We start from the raw sequence: 18,482 nt of genomic DNA, 5'->3' as shown, positions 1-18,482 counted from the left end.
GTATGAGTAGTACTGATAGATTGCGGGAAGTCAGTTTTGATTTAAGGGAGTTGACGTTATCCGGCTTAGCAAAAGGCGACAGTAATGCGCCTTTAGTATTATGTCTTCATGGCTGGCTCGATAATGCGGCGAGTTTTACGCCGTTAATGCAGACATTAAATGACTATCAATTGATCGCGCTTGATTGGCCGGGGCACGGTCATTCCGAACATCGTGGTCAGGACGCTCATTATCATTTTATTGATTATGTCTATGATCTTTTGCTGTTGTTTGAAACGCAGCAATGGCCAGCTATTGATATTGTCGCTCATTCGATGGGTGGCATGATTGCCTCTGCTTTTGCCGCGGCATTTCCTGAAAAAGTAAAAAGTCTGACATTAATAGATTCAATCGGTTTTATTAGCGCTAAGGCCGAACAAACCACTGAGCAGTTGCGCTCAGGTATGCTCAGTCGGTTAAAATTAAAAGGTAAGCGCAAACCTGTTCATCCATCATTGGAGTCGGCGATTACTGCGCGCAGGCAAGTATCAGATTTACGTTATCAGGACGCAAAACTCATAGTGGAACGAGGACTGGTTGAATATTTGGGCGGTGTTACCTGGCGGGCGGATAGCCGTTTACGAAATACATCTCCTTATCGACTGACACTTGAGCAAGCGAAGCAATTTATCAAGGATATTCAGGCACCGGTGCAACTGATTTATGGTGATCAGGGGCTGGTGCTAGTTGAGTATGGATTAGCTGAATATGGTCCTTTATTTCAAAATTTTATCGCGCATCAGTTACCTGGCGGTCATCATATTCATATGGAACAAGCGGAAAAAGTAAGCAGCTTGATTCAGTCATTTATTGAAAATGCTGTTGAAGTTTAATCATTATCTCAACTCGGTTTGAGCAGTATTTAATAAGTTGAAATATAATAAGTTTATATTTTTTATCATCTGTAATTAGATCATTTTGCTGAACGCAAGGCAAATTTACACACTAGTTGTGGCTCTACTACAAGTGAATTTAATGCAGAAGTCAGTAAAAATAGTAGCTATAGAAAGATTTATTAAGCTGACTTGAGGTTAATTATGCAACAAAAGCGTCAAAAGACGGTAAAAATGATAGACATTAGACCAGTATTGAAGTAAAACTTCCAAATTCAAACATCTGTTTAAAAAATTAGGCGCTATCATTAAAGCTAAGATCTTTGTGATAGAAAAATAATTAAAATCACATCGCGTGAATACCGTCTAAAGTTAAAGTTGCAAGTATAAAGAGGAGAGCAAAGTGCAGAGTGCTGAGCGAAAGATTTGGTTGGAAAAAAGTTATCCCCCCGGCGTGCCATTTGAAATAGACCCAGACAAATATTCCTCTTTAGTTGAGTTGTTTAATAAATACGCAGGCATTTATGCTAATCGTGCTGCGTTTATTAACATGGGAGTTGAGATCAGCTATGCCGAATTGGAGCAACAAGCTAAAGCATTTGCTGCTTACTTACAACAAGAGCTGGGATTAAAAAAAGGCGACAAATTCGCGATTATGGTGCCTAATTGCTTGCAATATCCAATAGCTTTATTTGGCGCATTACTAGCAGGTTTAACGGTAGTTAATGTTAATCCTTTATATACCGCACGTGAGCTTGAACATCAGCTCAATGATTCAGGCACCAAGGCGATGCTGATCATTGAAAACTTTGCCCATACCTTAGAGCAAGTAATTGATAACACAAAAGTTGAACGAGTTATCTTAACCTCGTTAGGCGATCGTCTGGGGATGATTAAGGGCACTGTAGTAAACTTTGTCGTTAAGCATGTTAAGAAAATGGTGCCGTCATTTAAACTGGCGAAGACCATACGTTTTAATCAAGTGATCACTAAAGGCAGTAGCTTACCTTATACGCCAGTATTACTTAATGGCGATGATTTAGCGTTTTTACAATATACCGGTGGCACCACAGGCGTCTCGAAAGGGGCTATGCTTACTCATCGTAATATGGTGGCAAATCTGCAACAAGCAAAAGCAGCGATTAAACCTCAGCTTGAAGAAGGTAAAGAGCTGGTAGTCACGGCATTACCGCTTTATCACATCTTTGCATTAACCGCTAATTGCCTGACGTTTATTACCTTAGGTGGTACTAATTTACTGATCACTAACCCTCGTGATATGCCGGGTTTTGTTAAAGAGCTAGCCAAATATCCATTTACCGCATTAACCGGGGTGAATACTTTATTTAATGGCTTACTCAATACGCCAGGTTTTGATCAATTGGACTTTAGTCATCTCAAAGTATCATTAGGTGGCGGTATGGCGGTGCAGCGTCCGGTGGCAGAACGCTGGGAAAAAGTCACCAATACTCGTTTACTTGAAGGATATGGCTTAACTGAATGTGCACCACTAGTTACTTTGTGTCCTTATAATCAGCAACATTACACAGGTAGTATTGGTTTACCGGCGTCTTCGACCGATATTCGTATTGTTAAAGAGGATGGTACAGATGCTGCTGTCGGCGAGTCAGGGGAAATGTGGGTCAATGGTCCACAAGTGATGGCAGGTTATTATAATCGTCCGGAAGCTACAGCTGAAGTACTGAAAGATGGCTGGTTAGCTACTGGGGATATCGCTGAAATGGATGAAAACGGCTTTTTCCGCATAGTTGACCGGAAGAAAGATATGATAATAGTCTCTGGTTTTAATGTTTTTCCAAATGAGATTGAAGAAATTATTGTCAGCCATGATAAGGTACTAGAAGCCGCAGCCATTGGCGTGCCACACGAAATTTGTGGTGAAGAAGTGAAAGTCTTTGTCGTTGCTAAAGATAAGACATTGACCCAAGAAGAAGTCATCGAGCATTGTCGTGAAAACCTCACTAACTACAAAGTGCCAAAGCATGTTGAGTTCCGTGATGAACTGCCAAAAACTAATGTCGGTAAAATCTTGCGTCGGGAGTTGAGGTGATTTTAAATCAGTTTTAGTTATGATAGAGCCGAACAGTTAAGCTGGTCGGCTTTTTTAGTTTTTAGGGCGCATAGATAGGGCATTTACCTTTGATTTATCGTGGTAATAACAAGTCCTGAAGTGATAAAAGTAAGCCCCGCACCTATATTTAACCCAGACACTAGTTTAGGGCGGTTTTGCAGCCAGTGGGTTAACTGAGATGCGAATACGCCCATTAAGCTAAAGCCAATGGCCGTTAATATGGCAAACCATATGCCATAAGCTATCATCTGGGCGGTAATCGAGCCCAATTCTGGATTAACAAACTGAGGTATAAAGGCTAAAACAAACATACCTGGTTTAGGGTTAAGGGCGGCCGATAAAAAGCCGGTTGAGAAAATTGTCTTTAATGGTTGTTTTGTCGCTGGCTCAAGTGAAAATAAATTTTTTGCCCGTAATACTTTAACTCCTAACCAAATCAAGTAAGCCGCACCGATAAACTTAACCAGATAAAACGCAAATATTGATGTTTGTATCAGTAAGGTTAAACCAAACGTGGCGGCGAGTACATGAAATAGAATCCCGGAGCCGGAGGAAAGCCCTGAAACGAGCGCGGCTAACTTGCCTTGGCTTAAACCTCTACCTATAGCAAGTAAATTGTCCGGGCCAGGGGAGATTACTAATAACAAACAAGCCGCGGTGTAAGTAATAAATACGTCGAGTGGAAACATCCTTTTCTCCTAACTATTAATTGGTAATTTAGTTATCGGTTGGCCGGTTGCGGCATAATAAGCATTGCAAATAGCCGGTATGGTTGCCGGTACTACTTTTTCACCAACACCTGAGGGGATTTCCGCACTTGGCATAATAAAGCAGTCAATTTGTGGAATATCAGGCATACGTGGCAGTCGATAATCATGAAAATTACTTTGTTCAACTTGCCCATTGCTTATGGTAATTTTATCATATAGCGTTAATGACATGCCGAAAACTACCCCGCCTTCCATTTGGTTGAACACTAGGTCGGGATGAATAATTCGACCGAAATCTCCTACACTAATGACGCGATGCAATTTAGGACGGTTGTTGATGATTGAAAGTTCAACTATTTGTGCGTTGCAGGCGTAGTAATTTTCCTCGGGATAATTTTCTTCAAATAGCGCACAGCCAAGAAAATGACCTTTGGCTAAAGGCTTACCCCAATTGGCCAGTTGTGCAGCTTTTTCCAGAACGGCTTTTGCTCTGTGGTTGTTAGTTAACAAGGCTAAGCGGTAATTCAGTGGATCTGTATTACTGTATGCTGCCAGTTGATCGATAAAACATTCTCTGACAAAGCAGGAAGTGGAATGGCCGATTGAACGTAAGATTCCGACGGCAGGTCCTTTAGGTTCATTGTCGGTATAAGCATGGTTACTGATATTTGCGATATTGTAGGGCGAGCTGTCGATACCGGCAAAGGTCAGGTAATCAACCGCTTCCACTGTGTTGTTTACTTTTGGGTATTGATAAAACTGTAATATTGACGGGCCAGCCGCCTGCTGGCTTAACCCTGTTAATTCCCCGTTAGCCGTTAATGCCGCTTTTGCTTGGTAGACGGTTGCAGGTCGTAACATATCATAGCGAATATCATTTTCCCGGTTGTAAATCAGTTTGACAGGTTGAGCTGCTTTCTTGGCGATTAATACCGCGTCGATAATAAAATCGCGATAAGATTTTCTGCCAAAGCCGCCGCCAAGTAGAGTGACATTTACCGTGACTTTTTCTTTTGGTAAACCGAGTAACTCACTAACATCTTGTTGAACTTTATCGGGCGCCTGTGTCGGTGCAAAAATTTCGCAATGCTTATCGCTAACAATAGCCGTAGCATTGAGAGGTTCCATGGTGGCATGTGCCATATAGGGAGTTTCAAATTGTGCTTCTACAATGTGTTCAGCTTCAGCAACAGCTTGAGAAAAATTACCATTTTTATTGACTGTGGTGGTATTTGCTAGCTGATTTCGATATTTATCCATAAGAGCGTGACTGGATATTTTTGAATAACCGTTAACTGACCAGTTTACTTCCAGCTGCCTGGCGGCCTGCTGTACATGCCAGAAGTTATTACCGATAACGGCGAGTCCTGCTACCGTCGCTATTATTTCTACTTTGGAGGTGTTAGCTGGCGCACGCCAATCTATCAGCTTTGCGTCTCTTACCGGTGGTTTAATTATAGTGGCGATTTTGGCACCATTAACATTGACATCAATACCATACTGCGCTTGTCCAGTGACTTTATCTGATAGTTGTAGTTGAGGAACTGATTTGCCTATCAGAGTGAAATTTTCTGGAGATTTCAGTTTAGCATTTTTCGGTGCTGGTAATTGTGCTGCTATTTTAGCTAGACGACCAAAGCTGATTTTAAGTCCATGTGGGCCATAAATGAAGCTTTGACTGGCTTTACACTCCGATTGCTTAACTTGCCAGCGTTGAGCCGCCGCAGCTATTAATAATTGTTTAACTCGGGCGCCTGCCATTCGGGCAAAGGTCCAGCCACTATGGATACTGATACTGGCGGTAGTGGTTTGAATGCCGTATTTATCTTCATCTGCCTTGGCTTGCTCAACCCTGATCGATTGCCAATCTGCTTCGAGTTCTTCCGCGATTAGCATTGGTAGTCCAGTTAGTATGCCTTGCCCCATTTCCACTCGGTTAAGTATGATGGTGACATTGTTATCGGCGCTAATGTGAATTAACGCGTCTAATTCATGCCATTTCGATAATGTATTTGGTGACAGTAATTGCTGAGAATTACTTTGTAACGAAAAACCAAAGAGCAAGCCGCCACTCGCTAACGCACTTAGCTTTAAAAAACTTCGTTTATTCATTTTTATTTACTCGGTAAGTTTGCTAGCGCTGTGTTGTATTGCTTTGCGTATGCGTTGATAAGTGCCACAGCGACAAATGTTACCGGACATACTGTGTTTGATTTCTTCGCTATTTGGCGCGCTATTTGTTATTAACAAAGCGGTTGCTGACATTATTTGGCCTGATTGGCAATAGCCACACTGCGGTACGTTTAGCGCTTGCCATGATTGTTGAACCTTTCGACCAACAGGCTTATCATCGATGACTAGCGTGTCAATGGCTTCTATGGTGGTGACTTGTAGGTTTTCAATTTGTTTAATTGGCGTGATGCAAGAACGGATAGCCTTTTTATTAACTAAGACGGTGCAGGCGCCACACAAACCTTTGCCACAACCAAACTTAGTGCCCGTAAGTTTAAATTCGTCACGTAACAGCCAAAGTAATGGCATATTACTATCAATGTTCGTTTGTAAGTTTTTACCATTAAGAGTGAAGTGAATCAAAAGCGTTATCCTTGGCTGTACCAGTATTTAAACTGTGACAAAGGATAACGATTATCTTGATTTATTTTAAATGAGTAATTTTCAACGGTATGAAAATAATTCATTCTTTTATTGTATTAAACCGATAGTAATGACATCAGCCAATGGCGTATTAAAGTGATGTTAGCATCTTTGGCTCGCTTTTTATGGTAAGAGAAGTAATAACCATCTTGGGGGAAACTAACATACTTATCTGATAACTTAATCAGCTGCTGGTTTGCTAATTCCGGCTCAATTAAAGATTCCCCTAATAGGGCAATACCTTGGCCTGCTAATGCTGCTTTTAATATCAGTATGCTATGGCTAAATTCTTGCTGCTGTTTTTGGGGAAAAGTGACATTTTGCTCTTCTTGCCACTTTTTCCACGAACCGCCGCTTGGCAAATCGATAAGCTTAATGCTGTCATCTTGTAAAAGTGATGACAAAGTCGCGCCTTGCGGGCAAAGCGCAGTGCTAAATACCGGGAAATATCGTTCTTTTTTCAAGCAAATACATTGATAGGCCAAATCGTTAACTGGTTTGTCAGATAGTATAATGTCTAGGCCAAGCCCTGTTTCAGGTTCTCCTCGCTGTAACATTTTTAGCCGTAAATCAAGCTCTGGTGTTTTGGCGAGTAATTCATTTAATGCTGGTGTTAATCTATGTATAGCAAAGGCACTATACACGCCAAAATGTATACAAGGGTCTACTGTTCCTTGAATGGTGCTGACGGCATTTTCGATAAGAGACAGCCCTTGATTTACTGCAATTGCTAACTGTTCTCCTTGTTCTGTTAGTTCCGTTTTATTCGCGCTTCGAATAAATAATTTACAGCCAAGAAAGTTTTCTAGATTTATGATTTGATGGCTAACAGCACTTTGAGTGAGCGATAGTTTAATCGCGGCCTCACTAAAATTACTTGATTTTGATGCGATAGCAAATACGCTGAGTGATTTTAGTGGTGGCAGTGCTTTAGGATTAAGCATGTATCTGAATTACTATGAATAATATTAATGATTGTAGCGTTCGATAAAGCTCATGGTCAATGTTAATAGTCTTAGTATGTCATATCTTCAGTAAAGCGTGTGCCAACTCTGTGTCGGCACTTATATAGTATCTTTTATTGATTATTGTGCTTTTAATACTTGTCCGTTAACGCCTTTACTGTCGTCTGCCATTAAATAAACATACAGTGGCATAATTTGTTCTGCTGTTGGCAGTTTACTTTGATCTTCTGCCGGATAGGCTTTAGCACGCATTGGCGTTGCAGTGGCCCCCGGATTAATTGCATTTACCCGTAGGCTAGATTCATCATATTCGTCTGCGATCACTTGCATTAGACCTTCAGTAGCAAATTTAGAAACGCTGTACGGCCCCCAAAAAGCACGACCTTGGCTGCCAACTGTTGAGCTGGTAAATATTAAAGAGGCAGACGGCGCCTTTAATAGCGTTGGAATTAAGGCTTGCGCCATCAAATGCTGTGCCGTCAGGTTGACCTGAATTACGTCATTCCAAACCTGTTCATGAATATGAGTATAAGGAGTGAGTTCACCTAACATAGACGCGTTAAATAAGGCACCGTCGAGTTTACCAAATTGGTTTGCGATAGTTGCCGACATATCGATATAATTTTGTTTGGTCGCGCCTTTGAGATCTAATGGAATAATGGCAGGTTCAGGCCCCTCATTTGTAACTATTTCGTCATAAACGTTTTCTAATTTTTCAACGGTTTTACCAAGTAATATTACTGTAGCGCCTAACTGTGCATAGGTAAGTGCAGCTTGGCGACCTATACCGTCACCGGCGCCGACAACTAGTATGGTTTTATTGGATAAGCAGTTTTCTTTAGTAGTGTAATCAAACATAAAAATGAAAAATTATGGAAATAATAATTATATTCTACTTGCTGCAAAATAAGCTGGCGAGCAAAAGTTAGCGAATATGCGAGAAATTTGGATAAAATGTTAATAATGCGAAAAAACCACTGGCACATCTAATCATCTTGGGTTAAGTTTAACTGGTCATACTTGTTAAAAATTCATAAAAATAATGAGTGATCTATCAAGTAAAAAATAGCAAAGAATAAAGACTAGTATCTGGGGAGAAAGAATGAAAAAGCTAGTGCTAAGTATTGCAATTGCTTCAACTTTAGGGTTGAGTGCCTGTGATAGTGAAACCGTCAAAGATGTAAAAAAAGAAGTTGTTGAAAATGGTCCTGTGGTAATGGAACCAGCCCGAGTGGTATTTGATCCGGCTAAAGGAATTGCTGGTTTGTCAGTGCCCAATGATTTAGTGTTTCAAGGCACAAAAGACGGGACACTTGAAATACCTGTTGAAGACCCAACTAATGGTGCCGACCCTTTTGTTGCTGCCAGTGCATTAGACGGCTGGTCAACAGCGCAACCTTTTATCCTAAATATTGATTTTCCAGAAGATCGTTCTTTAGATGCCAGTAGTGTATTAAATGCTGAGTCTGTTCGTATTTTTGAAACCACTATGGGTGGTGATGCCAGCGATGCTGATTGTGCAACTGTCGAACGTGGTCTGGCGTGTAAAGTGGTCAAAGAATTAGTGTTTTCGCAAGATTTTATAACTCAGCCTTCAGGTAATGCGATTGCGATAGTACCGTTAAAACCACTTAAAAGCTCAACAACTTACGTCATAGCGTTAACGAATAGTTTGCAAGATAATTTAGGGGAAGCAGTTGCCGGCTCCAGTACGTATGAATTAATGCGTCAGGATATAACAACTCATCCTTTGGGCGATGCTAGTCAGCTTGGCTTACAAGCGGTTATTAATAGTTATGAAAAAGCCGCGGTAGGTGCTGGCGTTGAAAGTGACTCTTTAATTTACACTATGGCGATGACCACCCAGTCTACGACAGATGTTTCCTATACCTTAAAGAGTTTAATGGCGAATAATTTACAGCAGAACATAGTGCCTAGTATTAGCATGGCTGATACGGGTATGTCGGTAGCTGATGTGCTGGACGGGCAAATTCCAGCTGAAACAGTACCCTTATATTCAGCGGCTAATTATATGAAAGGTAGCATTACCTTACCTTATTATTTAGGCGTACCAACCGCGGATAACTTATTGGCACCAGTGAATACCTGGTGGACAGGCTTATGTGATTCAGGTGCGATGTTAGCGGGGTTAGCTGCAGCTGATCCTACGGCTATTCCAACAGAAGCGGTTAGTGAAACCGATGCTATGTGTATGGCTATTTCTCAGGCGAGCGGTTTAGCCGCGCCGGGATTACGCGATATTGGTATCGACACAGAGCGTAACTTAACGCGTTATAATCCGGTGCCAAAACAAATGGCGATGATGCCAATTGATGTGCAGATGACAACGCCAGATTTAGCTTGGGCGAATCCTGTGCGAGCAAGCTTAGGTATGGAGCCGATAGCTGAGCCAGAAGGTGGTTGGCCTGTAGTGATTTTACAGCACGGTATTACCAGTTATAAAGAAGTGATGCTGGCTGTTACCGGCATGTTATCGGTTAATGGTTTTGCAACTGTTGCCATTGATCATCCATTGCACGGCAGCCGCGGCTTTGATTTAAATGGTGATGGTGTTGACGAGATTAATGCAACAACTGCTAGTGCTTTACATTATGTCAATTTGGCCAGTATGTTAACCATGCGTGATAACACCCGCCAAAGTGCGATTGATATTGTTGGTTTACGTTTAGGGTTAAATTTCTTCGGTGGCGTCGATAGTAATGGCAACCCGATAAATATTAATAGCTCTGAAGTACACTTCTTAGGGCATTCCTTAGGCGCTATTTATGGAATGAATGCAATCGCTTTAGCAAATACGCCATTAGCACCTCAGGTTGACCCATTATTTCATATCACCAGTAGTGTACTTGCCTCTCCCGGATTGATGTTAGCGAATTTTGGTATTGAATCACCGGCATTTGAGAATTTAATTAAGTCGAACTTAACTTATGAATCATTGCCTGAATTTAAAGCCTTTGTCGATACTAACTACCCTGATGGCTATACCCAAGAGCAATTAAATGCCTTGTATGAAGGTTTTTATGCCAGTTTAACCGATGCTCAGCGCGCGGAACTTGATGGTGTCTTTGCACAATTCACCTTGATTTCACAAACTGTGACAGACTCTGGCGACCCGATTAACTATGTCAATGCATTAGCGGCAACTCAGACTCCAACCTTGTTGTTTGAAATTATTGGTAATGGAGGTGATAACCTGTCAGATCAAGTAGTTACTAATACTGCACCAAACACTCCTCTTGGTGGTACAGAGCCAGCAATTGCGCTATTAGGTTTACCTGGTGTTAATGAAACGACACAAGGCTCAGGTGCAGTGAGATTTGTTAATGGTCATCATAGTTCATTATTAGACCCTAGGTCGAATGATGCGTCACCTGATGCTGAGAAAAGCGCCCGTGTGACACAGGAAATGCAATCACAAATGGCGGCTTTCTTTGCCACTAAAGGTCAAATGATCATGGTGAATGATTCTGAAGTGATTCATTAATCGATAAAGTAAACTCGAACAAAATTAAGCCTTCAATAATGAAGGCTTTTTTTATGGAAATTGATCCCCATTTACTAGTAAGTTAATAGTTGAAATAATTGCCTATGGAGCGTGGTTTTGGAATTTTTATATGAATACGGCTTATTCTTAGCAAAAGCGGTGACCTTTGTTTTAGCGTTTGCAGCGATTGTTGCCGTGATCGCATCTTCTGCGATGAAGCAAGGAGCTAAAAAGGGAGAGCTAGAGATCACAGATATCTCAGAGCAACTCAAAGACATTGAAGATGAGATGACTCATCACTTGCTGACGAAAGAACAGTTAAAAGAAAAAGAAAAGCAGGATAAAAAAGCGGCGAAAGTGAAGGCCAAAGCGGATAAAGCTGCCGCAAAAAAAGCAACGGGGCAAGACGAGCCTGCGCACGAACCTAAGCTTTTTGTCATTGACTTTAAAGGCAGTATCGACGCCAAAGAGGTGTCAGCGCTCCGCGAAGAAGTCACCGCGATTTTATTAGTGGCAACAGAGAAAGATGAAGTATTAGTGCGTTTAGAAAGCGGTGGTGGCATGGCACATTGTTATGGCTTGGCTGCATCTCAGTTAGATAGACTTCGTCAAGCTAATATTCCGTTAACTGTAGCGGTTGATAAGGTTGCTGCTAGTGGCGGTTATATGATGGCTTGTGTTGCGAATAAGGTGTTATCTGCGCCATTTGCGATTTTAGGCTCTATTGGCGTTATTGCTCAAATTCCTAACTTTAACAAAGTGTTAAAGAAGAATGATGTCGAGTTTGAACAGTTAACTGCGGGTAAGTTTAAGCGGACCTTGACCATGTTTGGCGAAAATACGCAAGAAGGTCGAGAAAAGTTCATTGAAGAAATAGAAGAAATGCATGACTTATTTAAAGGTCATGTTGTTGAGCATCGTCCGACATTGGATATTGAAAAAGTGGCAACAGGTGAAACCTGGTCTGGTAAGAAAGCGATAGAGATGGGCTTAGTGGATGCGATCATTACCAGTGATGATTATATTTGTCAGGCGAGTAAAAACAGCAAGATCATCGGAATAAAATACGAGGTGAAAAAAGGTTTAGCAGAGAAACTTTCAAAAGCGGCATCGCTATCGGCGGAGTCTTTTCTTGGCAAGCTATGGCAAAATAACCGTATTTTTCCTAGCTAACATCGGTAGTGCACAATGAAAGCATCGTTTTGGCATGCCTGCTGGGAGCGTAATAGTTTAGGGTTTCACCAAACGGCGTTTCATCCTTTTTTGGCGCAATATTTATTGCCACGAATAACGGCGGAACATCAATCGGTATTTGTGCCGTTATGCGGTAAATCGGATGATATGGTTTGGCTTGCTGAGTATATGGAAGTTGTTGGCTCAGAGTTAAGTGATATTGCATGTCGTGATTTTTTTGCTGAAAAACAATTGCCGGTTACGCTAACTGAACATGGTGGGTTTAAGTGCTATCAACATCAAAATGTTAGCTTATGGCAGGGGGATTTTTTTCAGCTTGAGGCAAAGTCGTTTCGGCCATTTGACTGGATTTATGATCGCGCGGCATTGATCGCTTTGCCTCAGGAAATGCAACAGGTCTATGTCGAACATTTAACTTCTTTTATGGGGCCTGAAACGACACTATTTTTGATCAGTGTTGAATTTCCACAGCAGGAGATGTCAGGACCACCATTTGCGGTAGGTGCTGATGAGATAAATAGCTTGTTTGCCGATTTTGAAGTTGAATGTCTTACTCGGCATCCGCTACCCGATAAAGTGTTTGCTCAACGGGTATTTGACGTTAGCTATTTAACTGAAACACTTTATATTATTCGACAAAAAGCCCGTTAATTTTACGGGCTTTTTGTTATTTATTCTTTAACTAAAGTGTTTGTAACTTATTTAGCAGTCGATTAAATTGCAGGCTTTGTACTTTATCTACAATTGGGGCGAGTTTATCTAGCCCTTGCTCAGTAAAGCCAGATACCTGATAGTGCAGAATAATTTCGGTGTGATAGTTATCTAAAGGGGTAAATGACCACGACATGCCACCGTGAACCCCCAGCATTTGCAGTGGCCCTAATCCGCCTATCAGGCGAATTTCTTTATTAGGTTCAACATAAGAAACCGTCATATGCAGCGCCTGTTTATCACCGTTTATTTCACAAAAGCAACTGCCTACTTTTGGCGTAAGTGATAACTTCGTTGCATCACCAAACCAGGTGTGATCACTGTGCCACCATTGCCCAATATGGATAAATTGCTGGTATGCTTTTTCTGGTGTAGTTTTTACTTGCTGTACTAGTTTAATGATAAAACCATGTTTATCACTACCGAGCACTTCAGCCCAGCTTTGCATACTAACGAATAAAGATAACAGCGAAAAAATTATTGTCACCTGTTTCATAAATTACCTTAAATTGGGATCACTAAAAACAACTATTAGTATAGAATAGGTTGATAGCTAATCGATTAAAATCAATAAGTAGCACATATTTTATGAAAAAAATTACAGTAAACGGAACTGAGCTTACTCCTTCTAAAATTGTTTGCATCGGTCGTAATTATGTCGAGCATATAAAAGAACTTGGGAATGAAGTGCCACAGGAAATGGTGGTATTTAATAAACCGAATTCGGCACTATCTTCTCAGTTAAATGCTTTTGCTCAAGAAACACTTCATTATGAAGGTGAAATTTGTTTTGTCGTCCAAGGTGGGAAGTTTACGGCCGTTGGCTTTGGTCTGGATTTAACTAAACGAGAGTTACAGAGTAAGTTGAAGGAGAAAGGCTTACCCTGGGAACGGGCAAAAGCATTTGACGGCTCTGCAGTATTAAGTGATTTTGTCAGTATTGCTGATACGGATATCAATCAAGAGTTAACACTCAGTTTATCTATAGACGACGTTGAAATACAGTCGGGTGGTGTCGCTTTGATGATGTATAAGCCAGCGGCTATTTTAGCAGAGCTTAGTAGTTTTATGACATTAGTCGATGGTGATATCGTGATGACGGGCACACCGAAAGGGGTGGGAGAAGTGCGCTCTGGTGCAAAATTTACCGGCCAAATTTTATTGGCTGATAAGGTGCTGGTTGAACAAAGCTGGCGTGCACGATAATAGCAATTGAATTAGATATTTATTTCAATTGCAATAACTTTATGGCGTAGGGCTAATGGCTGTTGAACGCATCATTAGCTTTGAAAGTTAGGTTAAAGATAAGTTGTTAAATTAGTATGTCGGAAGGAAGCCGATTAATCGCTACTGGAAATAAGATCGAAGCCGGCAAGTTCAGGGATTTGTTGTATCAACTGTGCTTCTATGCCGTTTATTTCTTTGAGTTTGTCGCAAAATTTATCCGCTTGGGCTTCTAATGCATTAACTTTACTGCTCATTTCTAATTCTAATTCACTCCCCATTTGTTCTATGCGCTGTTCAAAGCTATAACCTGGTTCCTGCTCTTTGGCTCGTTCATGGTTTTCAATGGCTTCGCCAACGGTAAATAAAATGCTGCCGATAGATTCAGTGATCAATGATTCGATTTCTTTTTCAAATTGATCAGCAAACATTTCCCCAAAGTCGTCGAACTCTTGTGGCGCGATATAAAAGTTTTCCGCACTTTGATTGAGGCGCATACGTAGCTGCCATTTTAGCTGTTCAAATTTTTTCTGTAACTTTTGATGTGAACTGCTGTTCTCTCCGGTGACACCGGCGATCACTTTATTTATTGCCTTTAAACCGACATCAACCCCTTCAATAGCCAGAGAAACGATTTCAGGAAATTGCTGCCGAATATCACTGGCATATTGGCTAAGTGTTGCCTGTTGTGATGACGATAAGGGCACTTCTCGCCCTTGAATAAACAGCTGGTTATCATGGTTGATTTGGATATAGGTGATGCCTTGTTCAAGCACACGGATATGAACCGGGTCGATTACTACGCCATAATTGATATTAATGTCACATTGCTCTGCGTGCGCAAGTGGTAGGGCGAGCAAGCTAAATATTGGCAGTAGCGCACGAGTTTTTAGCAAAATATTTTTGGCTGTCATTAGGTATTAACGATTGGGTCTATGATCACTTTTCGTTCTTTATAGCGCATGCGGCTCGGTCCATACTCACGTTTAGTTTTTTCGTGATATTTACCAACATATAACTGTACGCCATGATAAATTCTTTCAGTGGCTTCAATATAAACAGCCATCATATATTGATTAATTTCTTCTTCCAGTAATTCTTTATCGTTGAGATAACTGCCCATTTGAGTTGCGTGGTGCTTGTAGGTTGACATTAATTTATCACGTAATTCCGGATTAACTTTATCTTTCGGTAGTTTTTTCAGTTTATCCAAACCAGCTTTCATTTCATTGGTTTTTGTTGATTCTGCTTCAATCAGTGTTTCCAATTTTTCCATTTTTTCATGCAGGTGTTCTAATTGTTCGGTGAATTGTATAATCGTAGTACTGCCAGCTGTCGCACCTACCGTACCAGCATGGACAGAAGTGCCAGCTGAAATAAAACCTGCTATTAACTTGCCGTTGGCTTTTTCTTCAGAGCCAAGCCATAACCTTTCTTTCACCGTGATAATGCTATGCATCAGTTGATTTTCAATGCGTAAGTTCTGACAGCTAATGTCCGCATATTGACAATACTTCGCATAAACGCTGCCTTGCGCCTTGATATTAACGCTCATCACTATATCTGATGCTTTTAAGTCTTCAACATCTTGTTTTTTACCGATAATACCGCTACCGATAGTGATATCGCCACCAGCCTCAAGGAAGGCAGATTCAACAAAGCCACCTATGGTGATATCGCCACTAGCGATGACTTTCATGCCTTCACAAACGTCACCGTCAATGATGACACTTCCTTCAAATTCTATATGACCGGTGCTAACGTCGACATTTCTAATTTTATAAACTTCATCAACTTCCATGCCATTTTCAATAATACGTGGCAGCCCGACTCTGGTTGATACTAAAATGTGATTATTTTTTGGGCTTAATACCGTGCCTTCGCCGACTTTAAGTTCAATGTCTGTACCTGGAGTCGGTTCAAGAGGAGTACCTGTGACGGAAAACCCTTTGGTGCCTTCGGTTGGTGGGATTTTTTTAGCAAGAGGATCACCGATTTTTACGCAGATAATATCGCCTAAATCGCGCATATCAACTGAACCGTCTTCACGTTCTTTCGGCTTTAATATTCGATCTTGAGCACTTTCGACTAAATGTTTAATTTTACCATCTTTACCATTAATCGGTTCTTTACCGTGAGCAATAGGGCCTTTAACGATAGAACCTGCTTGTTCTCTGGCGGCATGTTGTGCCAGTTTCACCAGTTCTTCTTTACTAAAACCCTTGGTAACTCCAGCTTTTTGTGCGGAATGTAAGATAGCTTTTGCGGTTAAATGTTTGCCACCTAGCGCAGTAGATATTTCGGCAGATGCTGCCATCTCATCCTTATCAATTTCGATAGAAATTTGTGCGTCACGCCTTTCTAAGATTTGATAGCGAATTTCACGGCCCGTTTGCTTTGCCTGTAGCGGTTTTAATACGCTGTTTAACTCAGCAATGGCGTTTTTGATATTGCCATTATCAACATATAAGTTTTTATATTCAGAAGCGGCGATCAGTTCGTGAATAGTTGCTTCTGTTATTGTGGTATTGTCTTTTACCGGCTGCAATAAAAGATCAATGTTGTTTTTTTGGTTTGGCTCTAGAATTGCTTTAGTCACGGATAAAATCTCTTAGTTACTACTGGATACTAAATGTAGCTATCTTGATGTATTCGGATAAAATTTGGGGTGTTAACTTTGGAATAATCAATTTTATATTCCTTGTTATCAAGCGCCTGAATAAATACTAAGGTTTTTTCTTCACCAAATACTTCGATTGCGCCTAAATCCACTACCTCTTGGTACGCCTTTTTGGCATCCGATTTTTTTTTCGGTACAGGGCCTTTATAAACGCCAATGCCTCTGTTACTCACAATCACTACGGGATGAGCACCGTTAATAATGAGTAAGTCAAATTTTCTAATTTTATGAATTATTGTGTTTCTACCACTGGTGATGAAATTTTTTTCGATCAAAATGTGCTCCTAGGTAGTATAAGGTTATATATTTAACTGCTTGTTAATAAAGGAAAACCCAGTTTATTTCTTTATTTAACTCAGCCATAAATTCAACCAGGCTAGATTGCCATTCTATGACTTAACAATTACTACTGATTAAATATATTATTCCGCCTATCTACAAATATATAAAGTTTTGATTTACTACGCAATAAATAACAACTAACTAAATGAAATAGTTCGTTGCCTCTAGAGAAAATGGTCAATTAGTTAATCAAAATAAAACGGCGTCTGCGGGCTATTAATGAGTTGCCGTCTGATTAAATCCAGTGCTCTGTTAGCAACCATTAGCTGAAAGTACTCGCGCTTGCCTTTAATGCAAAAATAATGGCTGTTAAGCTGATGTTGATTACCCCAAGCAAGCCACACGGAACCTACTGGCTTCTCAGCTGTACCACCATCAGGTCCAGCAATACCAGAAACTGCGATAGCATAATCGGCATCTGCTTGCGAAAGGGCGCCTTGTGCCATTTCCAGCACGACCTGTTCACTCACTGCGCCGTGGGCTGTGAGTGTCTTTGGTGATACATTAACCATTTTAGTTTTCATTTCATTTGAGTAAGTAACAAAACCCGCTTCAAAGGCTTTTGATGAACCGGCAATATTAGTGAGCAGGCTGGCTATCATGCCACCAGTGCAAGACTCTGCCGTTGTAAGTGTCTTGCCTTGTGCGGTTAATAATTTAATCACATGTTGTGCCATGGTTGGCATATCATTATCGATTGTCGTTAGAATATGGTCTCCTAACAGCTCAAAAAGTTTTTCTTGCCAATGCTGCAATAACGGTTGTGCTTGTTGTTCTTTGATTGATAATTTGAGTTCTAACATAGGGGAGGCGGCTCTAAAACCCAATAGAACTTCAGCCGGCCATTGAGGAAAAGCTTGTGTGATCATTTGCTGTAGCTTTGCCTCACCTATGCCAAACACCTGATAGCGCTTCACTTGATAGTGAACAGAATGTGGTACTTGTTGCTTAATTTTAGCTATGATTTGTTGCTCAAGCATGATGGCTAACTCTTTAGGCACTCCAGGGGTACAATAGATGTCACAGCCCTGGTAATGACAAGCAAAGCCGACGGCGCTACCTATGCTGTTATCAATAATACTTGCACCAGCAGGTAACATCGCTTGTTTTAAGTTTGCCTGATCTAGTGTAATACCTCGCTGCTGCCCCCACTGAGTTAGATGTTCGAGTGCCTGCGGATGCTGTTGTAAGTGAGAGTTCATTGCTAGTGCTAACGCTTGTGCGGTCAAGTCATCAACTGTTGGGCCTAATCCACCATTGATAATGAGTATATCAGCCTGCTCACTGATAGATTTTATTTCATTGGCTAGCATGTTTAAATCGTCTGCCACGGTAATTTTACGACTAATGGTTAATCCAAGTGGTAATAACTGCTGGGCAATCATGGCAGAATTACTATCGACGATATCTCCGGTCATTAATTCATTACCGGTTAATAAAAGCTGAATATTTAATTGAGTCACAATTATCCTTTATTGTTTTTATTTAATTATTTTTTATTTTAAACCTTTTTTTTACTTACTGTAACTAAT

General features: G+C 40.8%; 16 protein-coding genes. 6 read left to right on the top strand and 10 right to left on the bottom strand.

Annotated elements, in window-relative coordinates; genetic code table 11:
• Positions 1-2: 2 nt before the first annotated feature.
• Positions 3-872 (top strand): alpha/beta fold hydrolase, encoded by an 870-nt coding sequence (locus QQK06_RS02015; protein WP_284242901.1) that lies wholly within the window; start codon positions 3-5, stop codon positions 870-872.
• Between the two features lie 403 nt (positions 873-1,275).
• Positions 1,276-2,943: a long-chain-fatty-acid--CoA ligase FadD gene (gene fadD / locus QQK06_RS02010; RefSeq protein ID WP_284242900.1), complete on the top strand. Its 1,668-nt coding sequence runs from the start codon at positions 1,276-1,278 to the stop codon at positions 2,941-2,943.
• Between the two features lie 83 nt (positions 2,944-3,026).
• Here fadD and QQK06_RS02005 read toward each other — a convergent pair whose 3' ends face one another.
• The 5 genes from QQK06_RS02005 to QQK06_RS01985 form a co-directional block, all read right to left on the bottom strand.
• Complete coding sequence (locus tag QQK06_RS02005) at positions 3,027-3,653, bottom strand: LysE family translocator (RefSeq protein ID WP_284242898.1); 627 nt, start codon at positions 3,651-3,653, stop codon at positions 3,027-3,029.
• A 9-nt stretch (positions 3,654-3,662) separates the two neighbouring features.
• On the bottom strand, positions 3,663-5,786 hold the full coding sequence (locus QQK06_RS02000; protein WP_284242897.1) for a xanthine dehydrogenase family protein molybdopterin-binding subunit: 2,124 nt from the start codon (positions 5,784-5,786) through the stop codon (positions 3,663-3,665).
• Between the two features lie 6 nt (positions 5,787-5,792).
• On the bottom strand, positions 5,793-6,269 hold the full coding sequence (locus QQK06_RS01995; RefSeq protein WP_284242896.1) for a (2Fe-2S)-binding protein: 477 nt from the start codon (positions 6,267-6,269) through the stop codon (positions 5,793-5,795).
• Between the two features lie 116 nt (positions 6,270-6,385).
• A complete protein-coding gene (locus QQK06_RS01990; RefSeq protein ID WP_284242895.1) occupies positions 6,386-7,273 on the bottom strand; it encodes a LysR family transcriptional regulator in 888 nt (295 codons plus the stop codon).
• A 141-nt stretch (positions 7,274-7,414) separates the two neighbouring features.
• A complete protein-coding gene (locus tag QQK06_RS01985) occupies positions 7,415-8,152 on the bottom strand; it encodes a YciK family oxidoreductase (protein ID WP_284242894.1) in 738 nt (245 codons plus the stop codon).
• Between the two features lie 244 nt (positions 8,153-8,396).
• Between QQK06_RS01985 and QQK06_RS01980 the strand changes: the two genes are divergently transcribed.
• The 3 genes from QQK06_RS01980 (at position 8,397) to tmpT (ending at position 12,644) form a co-directional block, all read left to right on the top strand.
• Entirely contained in the window at positions 8,397-10,799 is a 2,403-nt protein-coding gene (locus QQK06_RS01980; protein WP_284242893.1) for a VolA/Pla-1 family phospholipase, read from the top strand.
• Positions 10,800-10,916: 117 nt separating this feature from the next.
• Complete coding sequence (gene sohB, locus QQK06_RS01975) at positions 10,917-11,972, top strand: protease SohB (RefSeq protein WP_284242892.1); 1,056 nt, start codon at positions 10,917-10,919, stop codon at positions 11,970-11,972.
• 15 nt (positions 11,973-11,987) lie between these two features.
• The gene (gene tmpT, locus QQK06_RS01970; protein WP_284242891.1) at positions 11,988-12,644 is read left to right on the top strand and encodes a thiopurine S-methyltransferase; all 657 of its coding nucleotides are present in this window, start codon (positions 11,988-11,990) and stop codon (positions 12,642-12,644) included.
• Positions 12,645-12,675: 31 nt separating this feature from the next.
• Here tmpT and QQK06_RS01965 read toward each other — a convergent pair whose 3' ends face one another.
• Complete coding sequence (locus QQK06_RS01965) at positions 12,676-13,200, bottom strand: SRPBCC family protein (protein WP_284242890.1); 525 nt, start codon at positions 13,198-13,200, stop codon at positions 12,676-12,678.
• Between the two features lie 92 nt (positions 13,201-13,292).
• On the opposite strand from QQK06_RS01965, the gene QQK06_RS01960 reads away from it, so the two are divergent.
• The gene (locus QQK06_RS01960) at positions 13,293-13,910 is read left to right on the top strand and encodes a fumarylacetoacetate hydrolase family protein (RefSeq protein WP_284242889.1); all 618 of its coding nucleotides are present in this window, start codon (positions 13,293-13,295) and stop codon (positions 13,908-13,910) included.
• 134 nt (positions 13,911-14,044) lie between these two features.
• Here the strand turns inward: QQK06_RS01960 and QQK06_RS01955 are convergent, their stop codons facing one another.
• The 4 genes from QQK06_RS01955 to QQK06_RS01940 form a co-directional block, all read right to left on the bottom strand.
• A complete protein-coding gene (locus QQK06_RS01955) occupies positions 14,045-14,842 on the bottom strand; it encodes a DUF2884 family protein (protein WP_284242888.1) in 798 nt (265 codons plus the stop codon).
• Positions 14,842-16,527 (bottom strand): flagellar assembly protein A, encoded by a 1,686-nt coding sequence (locus QQK06_RS01950; RefSeq protein WP_284242887.1) that lies wholly within the window; start codon positions 16,525-16,527, stop codon positions 14,842-14,844. The genes QQK06_RS01955 and QQK06_RS01950 overlap by 1 nt, the downstream gene beginning before the upstream one ends.
• Before the next feature lie 29 nt (positions 16,528-16,556).
• Entirely contained in the window at positions 16,557-16,883 is a 327-nt protein-coding gene (locus tag QQK06_RS01945) for a hypothetical protein (RefSeq protein ID WP_284242886.1), read from the bottom strand.
• Between the two features lie 252 nt (positions 16,884-17,135).
• Positions 17,136-18,413 carry a CinA family nicotinamide mononucleotide deamidase-related protein gene (locus QQK06_RS01940; protein ID WP_284242885.1) on the bottom strand — a complete coding sequence of 426 codons (1,278 nt, stop codon included), beginning with the start codon at positions 18,411-18,413 and terminating at the stop codon, positions 17,136-17,138.
• Between the last annotated feature and the right edge of the window lie 69 nt (positions 18,414-18,482).

The sequence above is a fragment of the Thalassotalea insulae genome (assembly GCF_030161395.1).
Taxonomy (GTDB): domain Bacteria; phylum Pseudomonadota; class Gammaproteobacteria; order Enterobacterales; family Alteromonadaceae; genus Thalassotalea_E; species Thalassotalea_E insulae.
The sequence above is the reverse complement of the archived record's forward strand: the minus strand, read 5'-3'. Positions and strand labels throughout refer to the sequence as shown.